Origin of the sequence: Ornithinimicrobium pratense, from assembly GCF_008843165.1 — a bacterium.
Classification (GTDB): domain Bacteria; phylum Actinomycetota; class Actinomycetes; order Actinomycetales; family Dermatophilaceae; genus Ornithinicoccus; species Ornithinicoccus pratensis.
The window spans coordinates 2,668,998-2,687,603 of the sequence record NZ_CP044427.1; the positions used below are offsets into that span (position 1 = coordinate 2,668,998).

Below are 18,606 nucleotides of genomic sequence, written 5' to 3' on the forward strand. Positions count from 1 at the left end.
TCAATTAGCACGGACGGTGTGCGGTAATTAGGGTGAGGCCGGACGAAGGCGTAGGCTCATCCGTGACATGTCTAGCACTCCCTTGCACCAGCTCGACCGCGTCGTCATCCGTTTCGCCGGGGACTCCGGCGACGGTATGCAGCTGACCGGCGACCGCTTCACCAGCGACACCGCCTCCCTCGGCAACGACCTGTCGACCCTGCCGAACTTTCCGGCCGAGATCCGTGCCCCCCAGGGCACCCTGCCCGGCGTCAGCAGTTTCCAGCTGCACTTCGCCAACCACGAGATCGCCACCCCCGGTGACGCACCCGATGTCCTGGTCGCGATGAACCCGGCGGCGCTCAAGGCCAACCTGGGCGACCTCCCCCGCGGCGCGACGATCATCGCGGACGCCGACCAGTTCACCAAGCGCAACCTGGCCAAGGTCGGGTATGCCGTGAACCCACTGGAGGACGACTCGCTCGTCGCCGCGGGCTACCACCTGCACGCGCTGCCGCTGACCTCGATGACGGTCGACGCACTGGCGGCCTTCGACGAGCTGACCCGCAAGGAGAAGGAGAGGGCCAAGAACATGCTGGCCCTGGGCCTGCTGTCCTGGCTCTACTCCCGCGACACGGACTCCACCGAGGCCTTCCTGCGGGCCAAGTTCGGCGCCGCCCCGCACATCCTGCAGGCCAACCTCACCGCGCTGCGCACGGGCCACGCCTATGGCGAGACGACCGAGGACTTCGCGGTCCGCTACCAGGTCGCGCCGGCCCCGATGCCGCCCGGCACCTACCGCACGATCACGGGCAACCAGGCGCTGGCCCTTGGCCTGGTCGCCGCGGCCGAGCGCACCGGGCTGCCGCTCGTGCTGGGCTCCTACCCGATCACCCCGGCCTCGGACATCCTGCACCAGCTGTCCACGCTCAAGCGCTACGACGTCACGACCCTGCAGGCCGAGGACGAGATCGCGGCGGTCGGGATGGCGCTGGGCGCCAGCTTCGGCGGCGCCCTGGGCGTCACCACCACCTCGGGCCCCGGCCTGGCGCTGAAGTCCGAGACCATCGGCCTGGCGGTCTCCACCGAGCTGCCGCTGGTGGTCATCGACATCCAGCGCGGCGGTCCTTCGACCGGCCTACCGACCAAGACCGAGCAGGCCGACCTGCTGCAGGCGATGTACGGCCGCAACGGCGAGTCCCCCGTCGCCGTCGTCGCCGCCCAGTCCCCCACCGACTGCTTCGACGCGGCGCTGGAGGCGGTGCGGATCGCCACCACCTACCGCACCCCCGTCATCCTGCTCTCCGACGGCTACCTGGGCAATGGCTCCGAGCCGTGGCGCATCCCGACGACGGCCGAGCTGCCCGACCTCACGATCGAGCACTCCACGGAGCCCAACGACCTGGACGCCGAGGGTCGGCCCGTGTTCCACCCCTACCGTCGTGACGAGGACACCCTCGCCCGGCCGTGGGCCGTCCCGGGCACCCCGGGGCTGGAGCACCGCATCGGCGGCATCGAGAAGGCCGACATCACCGGCAACATCTCCTACGACCCGGCCAACCACGACAAGATGGTCCGGTTGCGTCAGGCCAAGATCGACCGGATCGCCGACTCCATCCCCCGATGGAGGTGGACGACCCCACCGGCGACGCACGGGTGCTCGTGCTCGGCTGGGGCTCGACCTACGGCCCGATCGCGTCCGCCACCCGGCTGGTGCGCGCGACCGGGGCCAGGGTCGCCCGCGCCCACCTGCGCCACCTCAACCCCTTCCCGGCCGACCTGGGTGAGGTGCTGCGCCGCTACGACCGCGTGGTGCTGCCGGAGATGAACCTTGGCCAGCTCGCTCTGCTGCTGCGCGGCCGCTACCTGGTCGACGTGCGCAGCCACACGGCCGTGCGCGGCCTGCCGTTCACCGCCGGCGAGCTGGCCCAGGTGATCCATGAGCACCTGCTGGCCACCGACCGCGAGGAGGTTCTGGTATGACGACCGAGACGACGAACGGGCCGCGCGCCGGTATGTCGCCGCGCTCCGGACTGGCCGGGGTGCCCACGCTGCCCCTGGAGGTCAGGCAGACCAAGAAGGACTTCACCTCCGACCAGGAGGTGCGCTGGTGTCCCGGGTGCGGTGACTACGCCGTGCTCGCCGCCGTCCAGGGCTTCCTGCCCGACCTGGGGCTGCGGCGGGAGAACATCGTCTTCGTCTCCGGCATCGGCTGCTCCAGCCGGTTCCCGTACTACCTGGACACCTACGGGATGCACTCCATCCACGGCCGTGCCCCGGCGATCGCCACCGGGCTGGCGACGGCCCGGGAGGACCTGTCGGTGTGGGTGGTCACCGGTGACGGTGACGCGCTGTCGATCGGCGGCAACCACCTCATCCACGCTCTGCGGCGCAACGTCAACCTGACGATCCTGCTGTTCAACAACAAGATCTACGGCCTGACCAAAGGTCAGTACTCGCCCACCTCCGACATCGGCTCGGTGACCAAGTCCACCCCGGCTGGCTCCGTGGACCACCCGTTCAACCCGGTGTCGCTGGCGCTGGGCGCCGAGGCCACCTTCGTGGCCCGGACCATGGACTCTGACCGGGCGCACCTGACCGAGGTGATCCGGGCCGCCGCCGAGCACCGCGGCACCTCCCTGGTGGAGATCTACCAGAACTGCCCGATCTTCAACGACGGCGCCTTCCAGCTGCTCAAGGACCGCGACGAGAAGACGGCCCGCATCGCCCACCTGCGCGCCGGTCAGCCGGTCCGGATCGGCACCGAGGGCGCCGAGGGCGCCCGGGTCGTCGTGCGCCGCCCCGACGGTGAGCTGCAGGTCGTGGACGAGGCGGGCGCCGGACAGACCGGGACGGTCCTGGTGCACGACCCCGCTGACCCCAACCCTGCCACGGCGTTCGCGCTGTCCCGACTGGATGACCCGAGCATGCAGCAGGTGCCGATGGGCATCTTCCGCCAGGTCTCCCGGCCGACCTACGACGACGGGGTGCGCGAGCAGGTCCGCGACGCCGTCGTGCGGGCCGCCCCCGGCCAGCCGGGACCGAGCGCGGGTGGGGGTCCCACCCTGGATGAGCTGCTACGTGGGAAGGACACCTGGACCGTGGATGGCACCATCCCCGGCGAGGTCGAGCAGACCCTGAACGGGGAGACCACCGACGGCCCGCACGCCGCCGCCGGTGACGCCCTGGTCGACGAGGCCGAAGGCTCCACCCGGGAGTGAGCGAGGACGCGAGGCGTCGTCGGGAGGGCACGGCGTACGGCTTCCTCGCCTATCTGATCTGGGGCGCTTTCCCCTTCTACTTCGCCACCCTGCGACCGGCTGGACCGTGGGAGATCCTCGCGCACCGGATCCTGTGGACGCTGGCCGTGTGCGGGCTGGTCCTGCTGGTCACCCGCGACCTGCGTTGGCTGTTCGCCCTGGCGCGCACGCCGCGTCGGCTCGGGGGCCTCATGCTCGCCGGACTGCTCATCGCGGCGAACTGGGGCATCTACACCTATGCGGTGCTCTCGGGGCACATCACCGAGGCCGCACTCGGCTACTTCCTCAACCCGCTGGTCACCGTCGCCCTGGGGGTCATCATCCTGCGCGAGCGGCTGCGCGGCCTTCAGTGGGTCGCGGTGGGCGTGGGCGTGGTCGCCGCAATCTACCTCACGGTCGACTACGGCGACCCGCCGTGGATCTCCTTCGCGCTGGCCGCCAGCTTCGCCTCCTACTCGCTGCTGAAGAACCGGCTGGGCGTCTCGCTGTCCCCCTTCCGCTCGCTGTTTGCCGAGAGCCTGACCGTAGCCCCGTTGGCGGTCGGGATCCTGGTCTGGCTGTCCCTGTCCGGGGCCACCACCTGGGGCGGGCACGGCACCGGGCACACCCTCCTGCTGATGTCGACCGGGGTCGCCACCGCGATCCCGCTGCTGCTCTTCGCCGCCGCCGCCAGCCGGGTCCCGTTGTCCACGATCGGCCTGCTGCAGTTCCTCACCCCCGTGCTCCAGCTGCTCTCCGGAATGGCGATGGGCGAGACCATGCCGGCGTCGCGCTGGGTCGGCTTCGCCATGGTCTGGGTGGCGCTGGTCCTGCTCAGCATTGACATGGTGCGCCAGGTGCGGCGGTCGTGGCAGGCACGGGCCGGCCAGGCGGTCACCTGTGCCCCCGGCGAGCAGCCGCCGCACCCCTGAGGGTGCCTTTACCTGCACGAGGTGCAGATTTGCACTCCGTGCATCCTTTTCCTAGGCTGACCCGGTGTCCGAGATCCTCACCCGCCGCGAGGCCAACAAGGCCCGCACCCGGGAGGCCGTCGCAGGAGCCCTGCGCACGCTGCTGGAGCAGCGTCCGGTGCACGAGATCACGGTGGACCAACTGTCCGAGGCCGCGGGGATCTCCCGACGGACCTTCTTCAACTACTACGCCGGCATCCCCGCCGTCCTCAGTGAGGTGTTCGCGGAGTATGCCGCCGACCTGCTGACCCACATCGACCGGGACCAGCTCGCGCACGGGCCGGTGCAGGCGATGCGGGGGATCGTGCGGCCCGCGGTCCTGCCCCGGGAGTTCCTGGGGTGGCTGGCGGTGCTGAACTGCCACGACAACCAGGACGAAGAAGCCTTCGAGCTGGTGGAACGGGCGGTGTGGGCCGACATGGGCCGCTGGCTGCAGGACGTCCTGCGGGACCTGATGCCCCCGGACACCGACCCCCTCTACATCGCCACTCTGGCCCCCAGCGTGATGCACTCCTTCGCCGCGGCGGAGGCCGAGTGGGTCCAGGGCCTGGCACGGCTGGGCAACGTCACCGACACCGACATCCTCACCTTCTGCGAGCACCTGGACCGGGCCCTGGCCTACCTGCAGGCCGGCTGGCAGCACACCACCTCCTGAATTTCTCCCCTCTGCATTCCTCCCCCCTGAACCTCCTCCCCCTGACCTTCCTTGGAAAGGACCACCCCCGTGGCCATCCTTCTGCACAAGCTGGGGCGCTGGTGCGCCCAGCACCGGTGGACCGTCATCGGCATCTGGGCCGCCGTGCTCGTGCTCGTCTCGGTCAGCGCCGTGACCTTCATGCGCCCGCTGACCAACGAGATCTCCATCCCGGACAGCCGCTTCGAGGCGGTGCTGGACACCCTGCGCGAGGAGATCCCCGAGGCCTCCGGCACGACGGGCACGGTGGTCTTCACAGGCGACGCGCCGTTCACCGACGACCAGCAGGACGCCATCGCGGACGTCGTCGAGCGGTGGAACGCCATGGACGACGTCGAGGCGGTCGACCCCTTCGAGAGCCAGCAGCAGCTGGACGACAGCCAGCAGCAGATCGTCGACGGCCGGGCCGAGCTCGAGGCCGGTGCCGAGGAGCTGGACGCAGGTGAGGCTGAGCTCACCGAGGCGCGCGAGCAGCTGGACGCCGGGCGGGAGCAGCTGGAGGCCGGGGAGTCCGAGATCGCCACCCAGGCGCAGCTGCTGGACGAGGGCCAGGCTGAGCTCGATGCGCAGTCCGAGCAGCTCGAGGGCGCCGTCGCCGCAGGCCTGATCCCCCCGGCCCAGGCCGAGCCGGCCCGCGCAGAGATCGCGGCCGCCCAAGCACAGCTCGACGCCGGCCGTGAGCAGCTGGAGGCCGGTCAGGCGCAGCTGGCCCAGAGCCGGGAGGAGCTCGAGGCGGCCGAGCAGCAGATCAGCGAGGGCGAGGCCGAGATCGTCTCGGGGCGCGAAGCCCTCGAGCAGGGAGAGGTGGAGCTGGCGGCCGGGCAACGGCTGGCCGACCTGACCGACGGCATGCGCGTGGTCAACGAGGAGGGCACCGTCGCGATGACCCAGGTGTCCGTCACCGGCGGCGAGGCCTCCGCCATCGACCCGGACACCGCCCGGGAGATCCAGGCGATCGGCGAGTCCATCGCGGACACCGGCGGGGTGCAGGTCGACTTCTCCGGCGAGTTCTCGATGGACCTCAACTCCATCTTCGGCCCCTCCGAGGCGGTTGGCCTGGCGGTGGCCGCCGTGGTGTTGCTCGTCATGCTCGGCACCCTGCTGGCCGCCGGGCTGCCGATCCTCATGGCGCTGGTCGGGGTCGGGGTCGGCGTCGCCGGGTCGCTGGCGCTCTCCCCGTTCTTCGACATGCAGTCGATCACCCCGGTGCTGGCCCTGATGCTGGGCCTGGCGGTGGGCATCGACTACTCCCTGTTCCTCATCAACCGGCACCGCGAGCAGCTGCGGCACGGCATGCCGTTGCGTGAGTCGATCGCGCTGGCCGTGGGCACCTCCGGCAACGCGGTCACCTTCGCAGGGCTGACCGTGATCATCGCCCTGTCCGCGCTCACCCTTACCGGTATGCCGTTCCTGGGCATCATGGGCCTGGTGGCCGCCGCTACGGTCGGCCTGTCCGTCCTGGTCGCGATCACCCTCACCCCGGCGCTGCTGTCGCTCATGGGGCTGCGGGTGCTTCCCCGCAAGGCACGCGCCGCGGTGGCCTCCGGCGACGAGGCGGGGAACGCCGCTCAGGACCTACGGCAGGCCGACACCGGGCGCGGCTGGGCGGCCGGCGTCCAGCGCCGCCCCTGGCTGGCCATCCTGGCCGTCGTCGCGATCGTCGTCGGCCTGGGCTACCCCACGGGCCAGCTGCGGCTGGGCCTGCCGGACAGCAGCTCGGAGCCGGCCGGTTCCACGGCCTACACCACCTACGACACGATCCGCAGCGAGTTCGGTGCCGGCGCCACCGGGCCCATCCTGGCCGTGGCCGAGCTCGATGAGCCGGTCGGCGACGGCGAGGTCGAGCTGATCGGCGCTCAGGCCGACATCGCCGAGGACCTGGCCGAGATCGACGGCGTGCTGCGGGTGCTGCCCGCCGGGGTCAACGAGAACCGGGACGTGCTGGCCTTCCAGATCCAGCCGGAGGGCGGCCCCACCGAGGAGTCGACGGTCAGGCTGGTCGATGACCTCGACGCGACCCTGCCTGCGCTCGGGACCGACCACGGCGCCAGCATCGACATCACCGGTCAGACGGTCGCCAACATCGACATCTCCGAGCAGCTCGGGGACGCCCTGCCGGTCTACCTGGCGGTGGTCGTGGGGCTCTCGCTCATCCTGCTGCTGCTGGTCTTCCGCTCGATCTGGGTGCCGCTGCTGGCCACCGTCGGCTTCCTGCTCTCCATCGTCGCCGCCTTCGGTGCGGTGGTGGCGGTCTACCAGCTGGGCCACCTGTCCTTCCTCTTCGGAGTCAACGAGCCCGGGCCGGTGCTGTCGTTCCTGCCGATCCTGCTCATCGGGATCCTCTTCGGGCTGGCCATGGACTACCAGCTGTTCCTGGTCTCCTCGATGCGCGAGATGTTCGTGCACGGCAAGAGCGCCAAGGAGGCCGTCGTCAGCGGCTTCAACCTCTCCGCTCGGGTCGTGACCGCCGCGGCCATCATCATGATCTCGGTCTTCGCCGGCTTCATCGGCGCCCACCTGACCATGGTCCGACCGATCGGTCTGGGCCTGGCCGTGGGTGTGCTCATCGACGCCTTCCTGGTCCGGATGACGCTGACCCCGGCCGTGCTCACCCTGCTGGGCGAGAAGGCGTGGTGGCTGCCGCGCTGGCTGGACCGGGTGCTGCCCAACGTGGACGTCGAAGGCGTGCGCCTGGAGCAGTCCCTGACGCCGGCCGGCTCCGGCAGCGGTTCAGCCGCTCAGGAGCCCGAGCCCGCCGGGCGGGCCTGAGGCTCCTGCCCCAGCCGTTGCCCGGCGGCCTGGAGCAGCGTGCGGGCGCCGGCCCGCGCCGCGGCGTCACCCTCGGTGACCTGCAGCGCGAGCCGGCGCCCGTCGCGCTGGTGGATCACCAGGCCTGGCCCCCCGGCCTGGTCCACGATGTAGGAGGTGCGGTCCGGCAGCGGGCGCAGGCCGACCCCGCCCCAGCGCATGGGGTCCAGGTCCTGCACCTCGACCCCGACCACCCGCTCGGCCGCGACGTGGGAGACCTGCACCGGCAGCACCCGTGAGCGGATCCGCAGCCCGTCCACGTCGACGGCGAGGGTGACCGAGGACCACGCGAGCGCGAGCAGGCCCGTGCCCAGGCCGACCAGGGCCAGCAGCACCGTCAGCGCCAGACTTCCCGCGACCAGCTGCCACACGGCCGCCGCTCCAAGCACCACCGGCACACCCACACCGGTCACGCGCAGCGTCCGCGAGTCCAGCTCGGTGCTCCACGGCTGCAGGGGGCGCACCGCCCTGCCCCGCAGCGCCTGCACGCGGGCCCGGTCGGGGACCTGGGCCAGCACCTCGGTCGGCGAGGGCCAGCGGCGGCCGTGCACGGCATACCCGACCCAGCCGGCGCCCAGCCCGAGCAGCACCGCCAGCAACGCCCACCACTCGCGCACCTGCTCCACCCCGACGACCCCGACCCGCCAGACGGTGAGAACGTAGAGCCAGACCGCACCCCAGCCCAGCGCACCCAGGAGCGCCAGCGCCCACCGCGACCAGGCCGGGGGCACGACCCGCCGCAGCAGCGCAGTGCCCGCCGCGAACAGGGCGACGAGCACCACCGTGGACAGCAGGGCGGAGGCGAAGCCCGGCCCGGTCACGTAGCCGTCCGCGGTCGGCCCCGACCAGTGTCGCGGCACGACGGCCGGCACGGGGCGCAGGGTGAGTGCGGCCAGCAGCGCGGGCAGGGGCAGGATCGCCCACAGCCCGGCCAGGGCACGGCGGTGACGCATCAAGGTCCTTCCGGTTCGGTTCGGACCCAGGGTATGCGTTGGGCCACCACCGCCCGGCACCTGACGACGGTAGCGTGGACGTCCACCATGACCGGACCCGTTGACCCCGCCCCCGGCCCTGACACCTCTTTCGGCCTCGACACTTCCATCTCCGGCCCCGGCGCCCCAGTCCCAGACCGTGCCGCCCGCTCCGCCGACGGACCCGTGCTCGACCCTGAGGTTCCCGCACCCCCGTCACCGGCGGTGGCAGCCGTGCGCGACGTGCTGCGCGCCGCCCGGGACCTCGTCCAGCTCGAGGACGTCCACGAGCTGCTCGACCGCACGCTGGCCCTGTCCTGCCGCCTCACCGGTGCCGGTGCGGGAGTGCTGCTGGTTGTGGACGAGGACGTGGACTGGTCACGAGGCGACGTCCTGCGGCACGGTGGCGCGGACCACCCCACCCTGGCCCAGGGGCTCATCCGGGGTGGCCCAGAGACCGTGGCGCTGAGCGCAGACGTGGTCGCGGACGGCCGGGTCCGCGCCACGATCCGGCTCGGTGCCCTGCCAGCGGGGCAGGCCGAGACGCACCAGCCCACCCTGCTGACCCTGGCCGCGGTCGCTGGCACCCGACTGGACGCACTGCGCCAGCGCGAGGCGGCCCGGCTCTACCAGGCAGTCAGCCAGGCGCTGTGGGAGCTGGACCGGACGCTGACCGGCACCGTAGACCTCGACGACACCCTGCCGCTGCTGACCCGGCGAGTGCGGGAGGTGCTGCACGCCGGCGCCGTGGCGTTGGTGGCCCGCCCCGACGAGACCACCCTGCGGGTCCTGGCCGCCGCCGGCGAGGGCGCCGGGGCCGCCCTGGCCGACCTGGCACCCGACCTGCACGAGGTGCTCGACCACCGGCAACCGCGGCACTGGGCGGCCCAGCTCGAGGGCGAGGTCGCCTACGTCAGCATCGTCCCCCTGGAGGACCGCGGACCAGAGCCTGCGGTGCTGCTGGTCCAGCACTGGCGCTCCCCTCAGGGGGTGCTGCGGCAGGAGGTCCAGGACGTCGTCAGCGCCATGGCCCTGCACGCCTCGCTCGTCCTGGACCGTGAGCTGGGCGAGCGGGAGCACGACTTGCTCACGCTGCTGGAGGATCGCGACCGGATCGCCCGAGACCTGCACGACCTGGTCATCCAGCGGCTGTTCGCGGTGGGCCTGACCCTGCAGGGAGCCACGCGCCGGGCCCTGCTCCCCGAGGTGGTGGAGCGCTTGGAGGGCGCGGTCAGCGAGCTCGACCAGACGATCCGGGACATCCGGGCCACGATCTTCCAGCTGCGGCACCGCCCCGGCGAGGGGTCCTTCCGCGCCGACCTGCGGGCCCTGGTGGAGTCCTACGCGCCCACCCTGGGCCTGGCCCCGGTCCTGCACCTGCACGGACCGCTGGATGCGGTGGCCGACGACGAGACCCACGCCCAGGTGCTCATGGTGGTTCGCGAGGCGCTGTCCAACATCGTCCGGCACGCCCGGGCCAGCAGCGTCGAGGTCACCGCCGTCGCGACCGCCGAGGAGCTGTCCCTGACGGTCACCGACGACGGGGTGGGCATCCCGCCGGATGCGGTCGAGAGCGGGCTGGGCAACGTCCGGGCCCGGGCCAGCGACCGGGGCGGCCGGGTGGAGCTGCGTCCCGTCGAGCCGCACGGCACCCAGCTGCGCTGGACCGTGCCGCTCTGACGGGCGCCCGCCCGGACGAGACCCTCCCGACTGCCGGGACGCCGGCGGTCAGACGACGGCGACGGGTCCGTCGGCGTACTCCACGACGGCGCTGGCTCGGGGGCCGCGGCGCATGACGAGCAGCTCGGCACCCTCACCGTGGGCCAGGAGAGCCAGCACCGGGCTGCGGTCGGTGGCCAGGCCGGTCAGCAGGACCCCGGGGTAGAGGCGGCGCCAGGGCGCAAGCAGCTGCTCCAGCGCCTGCTCGGCCAGCTCTGCGTGCTCGGTCCACACCGCGGGGATAGACCGCTCCTGGCTGGCCGCCGAGACCGGGACCGACCAGCTGGCCACGGCCAGGGCCGGGCGGCCCGAGCGCAGGGCCCGGGCCAGCGCGAAAGCCAGAACCGAACCGGACTGTCCATTGTCGTGGCCTACCGCGCCGAGGTCGATGACGACGGGGGCGTCTGCCGGCACCTGGCCCGGCGCCCAGTCGTCGGGGACCACGACGAGCGTGGGACCGTCCTGGTGGATCAGTGTGCGGGCGGTGCGCCCGAGGTTGATGCGCTGGTGGCCGCCCTCCCCACGGCGGCCGATCACGACCAGCGCCGTGCCGCCCTCGCGGCCCAGGGCCCGTTCCCACGTGTGCGCCGAGACCAACAAGGTGTGGGCTGGTCCGCCGCTGACCAGGTCAGCGCCCGGCCTCAGCCGGGAGTCGATACGGGCGGCATCGGCGCTGGCCCGGTCCAGGATGGCCCGGCCCGGCGCCTGACCGGTGGTCTGCGTGTCATGCACCAGCACCAGCGGGGCGATCCCTGCGGACGCGGAAGCCTCCGCGGCCGCCCAGGCGACCGCGGAGGCGTTGTGTGCCGAGCCGTCCACGCCCACCAGCACCGGCCCGGGAGCCGTCATGGTGGCGGTCACGGCCCTACCTCACCACAGGTACTTGGGAGCGGTGCGGGTCCACAGCTTGCCCAGGCCCAGGTAGGCCCAGGAGGCCGGGATCAGGGCGATCACGATGAGAGTCATGGCACCGGTGATGTGGTCATCCAGCACCGGGTTGGTCACCAGCGGGAGGGAGGCGCCGTACATGAAGACGTACATCAGCGCACCGGCCAGGGCACCGACCCGGGCACCCATGCCCAGGATGAGGGTCAGACCGATGCCCAGCAGACCCAGCATGAACAGCACGTCGATGAAGCCGTTGCCGGCCATCGCGGTGTAGAAACCGGCCAGCGGGCCCTCGACACCGGACAGGAAACCGGTGGTGGGGCTGCCGCCGTTGATCCAGGCCCGCTCACCCGGGGTGGCAAAACCCAGGCCGAAGGTCTTGTCCATGAACGCCCACAGGAAGTAGAAACCGAACGCGATCCGCACTGCCCCCAGGGCATAACCTCCCGCGGCCGGCAGGAAGTGCTCACGCTCGTGCTCGACGGTGTCGTGGACGATGTCGGGGCGGGGGGCGGTGGTGGTCATGTCGGCCAGCTCCTTGGTTGTTGGTCTTGGTGGTTGACTCCAGCATCCCAACATCCGACACCGCGTAGTAGAGGCGAGGGTCCGGACCTTGGCGGGACCTTAGTCCCAAGCCTCACCCATCCCGAACAGGCCCAGGTCCTACTTGTCGAAGAGCTTGGCGCCCAGGACCGCGGCCTGGGTGCGACGCTCCAGCCCCAACTTGGCCAAGACCGAGGAGACGTAGTTCTTCACCGTCTTCTCGGCCAGGTACATCGTCTCGCCGATCTGCCGGTTGGTCAGACCGTCGGCGATGAGCTCCAGGATCCGCCGCTCCTGGTCGGTGAGCACCGCGAGCTTGTCGGCCTGCGGGTCCCCGCGGCGCAGCCGGTCCATCACCCGGGCCACCAGGCTGGGGTCGAGCAGGGAGCGGCCGGCCGCGATCGAGCGGATGCCGTCGATGAGGTCGTTCCCGGCGATCTGCTTGAGGACGTAGCCGTCGGCGCCGGCCATGATCGCCGCGAACAGTGCCTGGTCGTCGTCGTAACTGGTCAGGATCAACGCCCGGATGGCAGGGTTCTGGGCGCGCACCTCACGGCAGACTTCGATCCCCGAGCCGTCCGGCAGCCGCCCGTCCAGGACGGCGACGTCGGGGGCCAGCTCGAGAATGTCCTGGACGGCCTGCACGGCCGAGCCCGACTCCCCCACGATCTGCAGGTCCGGCTCGGCGGAGAGCAGGTCGCGCAGACCGCGGCGCACCAGCTCGTGGTCGTCGAGCAGATAGACGCGGACGGGCTGGCTCATCGTCGACTCAGCTGGACCGTGCGGCGACACCGTCGACCAGGGCGCGCAGCGCGTCCACGGCCGGGCCCTCGGGCAGCCCGTCGAGCAGGGTCCGGGCCTCGGCGGCCACCCGCAGGGTGTGATCACGCGCCTGCTGCATGGCCGGGTGGGCACGCAGGAGGGTCAGCGCCTCGGCCAGCTCGTCCGGGTCCTCGATCGGCCCCCGGGTCAGGGTGAGCAGCCGCTCGTCGGCGGGGTCGCTGGAGGTGCGGGCGTAGAGCACCGGCAACGTGGCCTTGCCCTCGCGCAGGTCCGCGCCCGGGGTCTTGCCGGAGTCGTCCGCGTCGGAGGCGACGTCGAGGACGTCGTCGGCCAACTGGAAGACGATGCCGAGCTGCTCGGCGTAGGCGGTGAGGGTGCCCACCGTCTCCGGGTCGCATCCGCCGAACATGGCGCCGTAGCGGGCGGCCGTCGCGATCAGCGAGCCGGTCTTGTCGGCCAGGATGGACAGGTATGCCGCAACCGCCTCGTGGGGATCGGCCACCACCCCGGTCTGCCGGTCATCGCGGATCTGCCCGGCGCAGAGCCGCACGAAGGTGTCGGCCTGGATCCGGACCGCCTCCGCGCCCAGGCCAGCGACCACCGAGCTCGCGGTGCCGAAGAGCAGGTCACCGATGAGGATCGCGGTGGAGTTGCCGTAGCGGGAGTTGGCGCTCTCCACGCCGCGGCGCAGGTCCGCCTCGTCCATGACGTCGTCGTGGTAGAGCGAGGCCAGGTGGGTCAGCTCCACGCCGACGGCGGCGTCCACCACCTTCTCGTCCCACCCGGAGCCGACCTCGCTGGCCAGCAGGGTGAGCAGCGGTCGGAAGCGTTTGCCGCCGGCGCGGGCCAGGTGGCCGGAGGCTTCGGCGATGAACGGGTCGTGGTGGTCCACGACCTCGTCCATGCGGGCGGCAACCGCCGTCATGCCAGCTTCGACCCGTTCCTGCAGCTCGTCCTGAACCCCGGGGATGGATGTCACTGTCACCGCACGAACGCCGCCGCGCTCTGGGCCAGCTCCAGCATCGGCGCGGGCATGACCCCCAGGGCCAGGGTGACGGCAACCCCGAACAGGATCGCGAAGGAGGTCATCCACGACGGGCTCACCACGGTGGTGCTGCCGACCCGGTCGCCGGTGTACATCACCACGATGAGCTTGAAGTAGATGTAGGCGGTCACCGCGCTGGCCAGCACGCCGACCACAGCCAGCCAAGCCCAGCCCTGGCTGACCGCTGCGGAGAAGACCGCGAACTTGCCGGTGAACCCGGAGGTGAGCGGGATGCCCGCCATCGCCATGAGCAGGAAGCTGAAGGCGGCTGCCAACCAGGGGGATCGCTTGGCCAGGCCCGACCACTGGTCGACGTGGGTGGCCTCGCTGCCCGCGGAGCGCACCAGGAAGACAATGGCGAAGGCTGGGATGGTCATGAACCCGTAGGTGGCCAGGTAGAAGATCGTGCTGGAGATCCCGACCTCGCTGAGCGCGATCACGCCGGTGAGGATGAACCCGGCGTGCGCGATCGAGGAGTAGGCCAGGATCCGCTTCACGTCGGTCTGCACGATCGCCAGCAGGGCACCGACCACCATCGACAGGGTCGCCACCACGGCCAGGGCGGGCTGCCAGTCCAGCGCCGCACCCTCAAGGGCGACGTAGAGGACCCGCAGCATGGCGCCGAAGGCGGCCACCTTGGTCACGGCCGCCATGAACCCGGTCACCGGGGTCGGAGCGCCCTGGTAGACGTCCGGGGTCCAGGCGTGGAACGGAACGGCGCCGACCTTGAACAGCAGCCCCACGGTGATGAGCAGCACCCCGGGGACCAGCAGGGCGTCCATCCCGACGTTGGTGCCGACGGCAGCGGCGATGTCGGCGAACCGCATCGAGCCGGCGAAGCCGTAGAGCAGCACCGCACCGAAGAGGAAGAACGCTGAGGCGAAGCTGCCCAGCAGGAAGTACTTCAGCGAGGCCTCCTGCGAGAGCAGGCGACGCCGCCGGGCCAGGCCGACCAGGACGTACAGCGGCAGGGAGAGGATCTCCAGGGCGATGAACAGCAGCAGCAGGTCGTTGGCCGCGACGAAGAGCATCATGCCCCCGACCGAGAGCAGCGTCAGCGGGAAGACCTCGGTGGTGGTGGCACCGACCCGCACGGCCAGGGCCTCCTCCTCCGAGCCGGGCACCGAGGCGCCGGACTGGGTGAAGGCGTCCGGCTGCCCCCCACCGAGCCGCTCGCCCATGACGAGCAGGCCCACGATGGACAGCACGAGGATCAGCCCCTGCAGGACCAGGGCGGGCCCGTCGAAGGCGACGGTCTCCACGGCGGTGAGCCCCTGGTTGTCCTGGCCCAACAGCACCAGGGCGACCAGCGCCAGCACCAGGGTGGCCACGGCCAGCGGCAGCTGCACGGGGTAGCGCAGCTCCGTCCGCACGAAACCCTCGATGAGACAGCCGAGCAGCCCACCGACGAAGACGATGATCAGCGGCATCAGCGCCAGATAGTTGATGTCGGGCGCGACGAACATAGAGCCACCCATCAGCGGCCACTCCCCTCGGCGTTGGCGGTGTCGACGGCCGGCACGGGGTCATTGACCCCCACCGACTGCAGCGTGTGCTGCACGGCCGGCTCGAGCACCTCGAGAACCGGCTTGGGGAAGAACCCGAGGATCAGGAAGGCGGCGATGATGGGTGCCACGACCCACTTCTCCCGGCCCGTCATGTCGGGGACGTCCAGACCCTCGGGCCGTGGACCGGTGGCGACCTTGCGGTACATCACCAGCACATAGACCGCGGCCAGGATCACGCCCAGGGTGGCGATCAGCCCCAGCCAGGCGTTCCGCTGGAAGGTGCCCACGATGACCAGGAACTCGCTGACGAAGGAGTTCAGGCCCGGTAGCGACAGGGCCGACAGCCCGGAGATCAGCAGGGCGCCGGTGATGAGCGGGGTCACCCGCTGCCAGCCGCCGAAGTCGCGCAGGTCCCGGCTGCCGCGGCGCACGATGAGCATGCCGGCCACCAGGAACAGCCCGGCGGTGGTGAAGCCGTGGTTGACCATGTAGAGCGTGGCTCCGGTGTGGCTGACCGTGGTGAAGGCGAAGATACCCAGCACGATGAAGCCGAAGTGGCTGATCGAGGTGTAGCTGATCAGGCGCAGGATGTCGGTGGATCCGATAGCCATGAACGCGCCCCAGAACAGCGAGATCAGGGCCAGGGTGATGACCACCGGTGTCGCCCACTGGCTGGCCTCGGGGAACAGGCTCAGGCAGAAGCGGATCATGCCGTAGGTGCCGACCTTGTCCAGGACGCCGACCAGCAGCACCGAGGTCGCCGGACGGGACTGCTCCGCGGCCAGGGGCAGCCAGGTGTGCACAGGCCACATCGGGGCCTTGATCGCGAAGGCGATGAAGAAGCCGAGGAACAGCCAGCGCCCGGCCTCCACCGACAGGTCCAGCCCGGCCAGGTTGGTCAGCAGGAAGCCGTCCGCGCCGCGCGGCCCGGCCAGATAGACGCCGATCACCGCCACGAGCATGATCAGCCCGCCGGCCAGGGAGTAGAGCAGGAAGGTGGTGGCCGCCCGCGCCCGGCGGGACCCGCCGAAGATCCCGATCAGGAAGTAGACCGGGACGAGCATGACCTCGAAGAAGATGTAGAAGAGGAAGACGTCGATCGCGGCGAAGACGCCGACGATCGTCGAGGTCAGGGCCAGCATCAGCGCGAAGTACAGGTGCTGGCGGCGGCCGACGGCCGGGACGTCGTCCCAGGCGGCGACGAGGCAGATCGGCACCAGCACCAGCGCCAACAGGATCATCGTCAGCGAGATGCCGTCGACGCCCAGGGCGTAGGAGACGCCGAACTGCGGGATCCACGAGTGGACCTCGGTCAGCTGGAACTGCCCGCTCCCTCCGCCGATCTGGTACTGGGTCAGGGCGGCAATCCCGACGCCCAGGGTCAGCAGCGAGGTGCCGAGCGCCACGGGGCGCACCAGCGTGCTGGCCTTCGGCAGCACCGCCACCACCAGGGCCCCGACGAGCGGGAGCACCAGCAGGGTGGTCAACCACGGGAAGTTCATCACTGCATCACCCACACTGCACCGAGGATGGCGACGACACCGATCAGCATCGTCAGGGCATAGGAGCGGACGAACCCGTTCTGGGCGCGCCGCAGGACCGACGACAGGCCGGTCAGGCTGGCGGTCGTGCCGCCGGTGACGGTCCCCTCGACCAGGGTCTCGTCCGCCTCGGTCAGACCCTTCACCATGGTGGCGGTCGGGCTGACGAAGAGGGCGTCGTTGACGTCGTCCTGGTAGAGGTCGCGGCGGGCCGCGCGCGTCAAGGCATTCGCCTCGGGAGCCTCGACGGGGACGTCAGCTGCGGCATACGTCCGCCAGGCCAGGAAGACACCGATCGCCATCAGCACGAAGACCGAGATCTGGATGGCCAGCAGCGGGATCAGTGGCTCGGCGTGGGCGACGTGGCCGAAGACCGGGTCCAGCCAGTCGGTGAGGATCCCGGTCGGGTAGAGCGCAGCGCCGAGCACGATCGAGCCGACCGCGAGGACCATCATCGGGATGGTCATCGTCAGCGGCGACTCGTGCGGGTGGGCGTCGTCGTGCCAGCGGGCCTTGCCGTGGAAGGTCATGAAGAACAGCCGCGACATGTAAAACGCGGTGATCCCGGCGCCGAGCAGGGCGACCAGGCCGAAGACCCAGCCCTGCCAGCCTGGTGCGGAGAAGGCGGACTCGATGATGTGGTCCTTGGAGTACCAGCCGGCGGTGAACGGGAAGCCGATGATCGCCAGCCAACCCGCAGCGAAGGTGATCCAGGTGATCTTGACCTCGCGCCTCAGGGCGCCGAAACGGCGCATGTCGACCCGGTCGTTCATGGCGTGCATGACCGAGCCGGCACCCAGGAACATCCCGGCCTTGAAGAAGCCGTGGGTGATCAGGTGGAAGATCGCGTAGACGTAACCGATCGGGCCCAACCCGACGGCCAGCATCATGTAGCCGATCTGCGACATGGTGGAGGCGGCCAGGGCTTTCTTGATGTCGTCCTTGGCGCAGCCCACGATCGCGCCGTAGAGCAGGGTGATGGCGCCGACCACCGCGACCACGAGGCGGCCATCGGGGGTCAGGTCGTAGATCGCCTGGCTGCGCGCGACCAGGTAGACACCGGCGGTGACCATCGTCGCGGCGTGGATCAGGGCCGACACCGGGGTCGGGCCGGCCATCGCGTCACCCAGCCAGCTCTGCAGCGGGAACTGTGCCGACTTGCCGCAGGCGGCGAGCAGCAGTGCCAGCCCGATGAGGGTCAGCATCATCGCGCTGGCCCCGTCGGCGTGGGCAAAGACCGTCGCGAACTCCAGTGAGCCGAAGGTGGCCAGCATCAGGCCCATTGCGGTGATGAGGCCGACGTCACCGACGCGGTTGACGATGAACGCCTTGTTGGCCGCGGCCGCGTAGGCCGGGTTGTGGTTCCAGAAGCCGATGAGCAGGTAGGAGGCCAGACCCACCCCCTCCCAGCCCACGAAGAGCAGGACGAAGGAGTCAGCCAGCACCAGGACCAGCATCGCCGCGATGAACAGGTTGAGGTAGGCGAAGAACCTGCGCTTGTCGCGGTCGTGCTCCATGTAGCCCAGGGAGTACACGTGGATCAGCGACCCGACGAAGGTGATGAGCATGACGAAGGCCAGGGACAGCGGGTCCATCAGCAGGCCGACGTGCAGGGTGAAGTCGGCGAAGCTCATCCAGTCCCACAGCTGCAGCTGCAGGGCTCGGTCATCTGGGGCCAGGCCGGTGAGCTGGACGATGACCAGCGCGCCGACCACGAAGGAGGCCCAGGAGAGCACGGTGGCCAGCATCGGGCCCCAGGTGTCGGTGGCGCGCCCGCCGAGCAGCAGGACCGCCGCTCCCAGGAGGGGCAGCGCAATCATCAGCCAGCCGTACTGGGCCACGCCGCCGGAGACAGCGTCGTAGGCCATGGGCTGGCTGGCCGCGAGGGTCGCGGCCGTGGTGAACGGAGTCACTCGC

The 18,606-nt window shown here is 70.9% G+C and carries 13 protein-coding genes and 1 pseudogene; 6 read left to right on the forward strand and 8 right to left on the reverse strand.

The features are described 5' to 3' along the window. Positions 1-67 precede the first annotated feature (67 nt). From FY030_RS12330 to FY030_RS12350, 5 genes and pseudogenes are all read left to right on the forward strand, one after another. Positions 68-1,962: pseudogene (locus FY030_RS12330) on the forward strand (2-oxoacid:acceptor oxidoreductase subunit alpha). Beyond that, positions 1,959-3,200, forward strand: coding sequence for a 2-oxoacid:ferredoxin oxidoreductase subunit beta (locus FY030_RS12335; RefSeq protein ID WP_158061763.1), 1,242 nt, complete (start codon positions 1,959-1,961; stop codon positions 3,198-3,200). The pseudogene FY030_RS12330 and the gene FY030_RS12335 overlap by 4 nt, the downstream one beginning before the upstream one ends. After that, complete coding sequence (gene rarD / locus FY030_RS12340) at positions 3,197-4,150, forward strand: EamA family transporter RarD (protein ID WP_158061764.1); 954 nt, start codon at positions 3,197-3,199, stop codon at positions 4,148-4,150. The genes FY030_RS12335 and rarD overlap by 4 nt, the downstream gene beginning before the upstream one ends. Positions 4,151-4,214: 64 nt before the next feature. Beyond that, the gene (locus FY030_RS12345; RefSeq protein WP_158061765.1) at positions 4,215-4,844 is read left to right on the forward strand and encodes a TetR/AcrR family transcriptional regulator; all 630 of its coding nucleotides are present in this window, start codon (positions 4,215-4,217) and stop codon (positions 4,842-4,844) included. A 69-nt stretch (positions 4,845-4,913) separates the two neighbouring features. Then, positions 4,914-7,652, forward strand: coding sequence for an MMPL family transporter (locus FY030_RS12350; RefSeq protein ID WP_158061766.1), 2,739 nt, complete (start codon positions 4,914-4,916; stop codon positions 7,650-7,652). On the opposite strand, the gene FY030_RS12355 is transcribed toward FY030_RS12350, so the two are convergent. After that, entirely contained in the window at positions 7,622-8,644 is a 1,023-nt protein-coding gene (locus FY030_RS12355; RefSeq protein WP_158061767.1) for a hypothetical protein, read from the reverse strand. The genes FY030_RS12350 and FY030_RS12355 overlap by 31 nt on opposite strands. An 87-nt stretch (positions 8,645-8,731) precedes the next feature. On the opposite strand from FY030_RS12355, the gene FY030_RS12360 reads away from it, so the two are divergent. Continuing rightward, a complete protein-coding gene (locus FY030_RS12360) occupies positions 8,732-10,342 on the forward strand; it encodes a sensor histidine kinase (RefSeq protein ID WP_158061768.1) in 1,611 nt (536 codons plus the stop codon). A gap of 48 nt (positions 10,343-10,390) precedes the next feature. On the opposite strand, the gene FY030_RS12365 is transcribed toward FY030_RS12360, so the two are convergent. The 7 genes from FY030_RS12365 to nuoL form a co-directional block, all read right to left on the reverse strand. Continuing rightward, the gene (locus tag FY030_RS12365) at positions 10,391-11,242 is read right to left on the reverse strand and encodes a universal stress protein (RefSeq protein ID WP_158061769.1); all 852 of its coding nucleotides are present in this window, start codon (positions 11,240-11,242) and stop codon (positions 10,391-10,393) included. A 9-nt stretch (positions 11,243-11,251) separates the two neighbouring features. Continuing rightward, positions 11,252-11,794 (reverse strand): hypothetical protein, encoded by a 543-nt coding sequence (locus FY030_RS12370; protein ID WP_192498594.1) that lies wholly within the window; start codon positions 11,792-11,794, stop codon positions 11,252-11,254. Between the two features lie 138 nt (positions 11,795-11,932). Next, positions 11,933-12,574: a response regulator gene (locus FY030_RS12375; RefSeq protein ID WP_158061770.1), complete on the reverse strand. Its 642-nt coding sequence runs from the start codon at positions 12,572-12,574 to the stop codon at positions 11,933-11,935. Positions 12,575-12,581: 7 nt separating this feature from the next. Beyond that, on the reverse strand, positions 12,582-13,580 hold the full coding sequence (locus FY030_RS12380; RefSeq protein ID WP_238348262.1) for a polyprenyl synthetase family protein: 999 nt from the start codon (positions 13,578-13,580) through the stop codon (positions 12,582-12,584). Further along, positions 13,577-15,106, reverse strand: a complete 1,530-nt coding sequence (nuoN, locus tag FY030_RS12385) for an NADH-quinone oxidoreductase subunit NuoN (protein ID WP_238348263.1) — start codon at positions 15,104-15,106, stop codon at positions 13,577-13,579. The genes FY030_RS12380 and nuoN overlap by 4 nt, the downstream gene beginning before the upstream one ends. 11 nt (positions 15,107-15,117) lie before the next feature. Continuing rightward, positions 15,118-16,650 (reverse strand): NADH-quinone oxidoreductase subunit M, encoded by a 1,533-nt coding sequence (locus FY030_RS12390; RefSeq protein ID WP_158061772.1) that lies wholly within the window; start codon positions 16,648-16,650, stop codon positions 15,118-15,120. Next, entirely contained in the window at positions 16,650-18,557 is a 1,908-nt protein-coding gene (gene nuoL, locus FY030_RS12395) for an NADH-quinone oxidoreductase subunit L (protein WP_158062814.1), read from the reverse strand. The genes FY030_RS12390 and nuoL overlap by 1 nt, the downstream gene beginning before the upstream one ends. Positions 18,558-18,606: the final 49 nt, after the last annotated feature.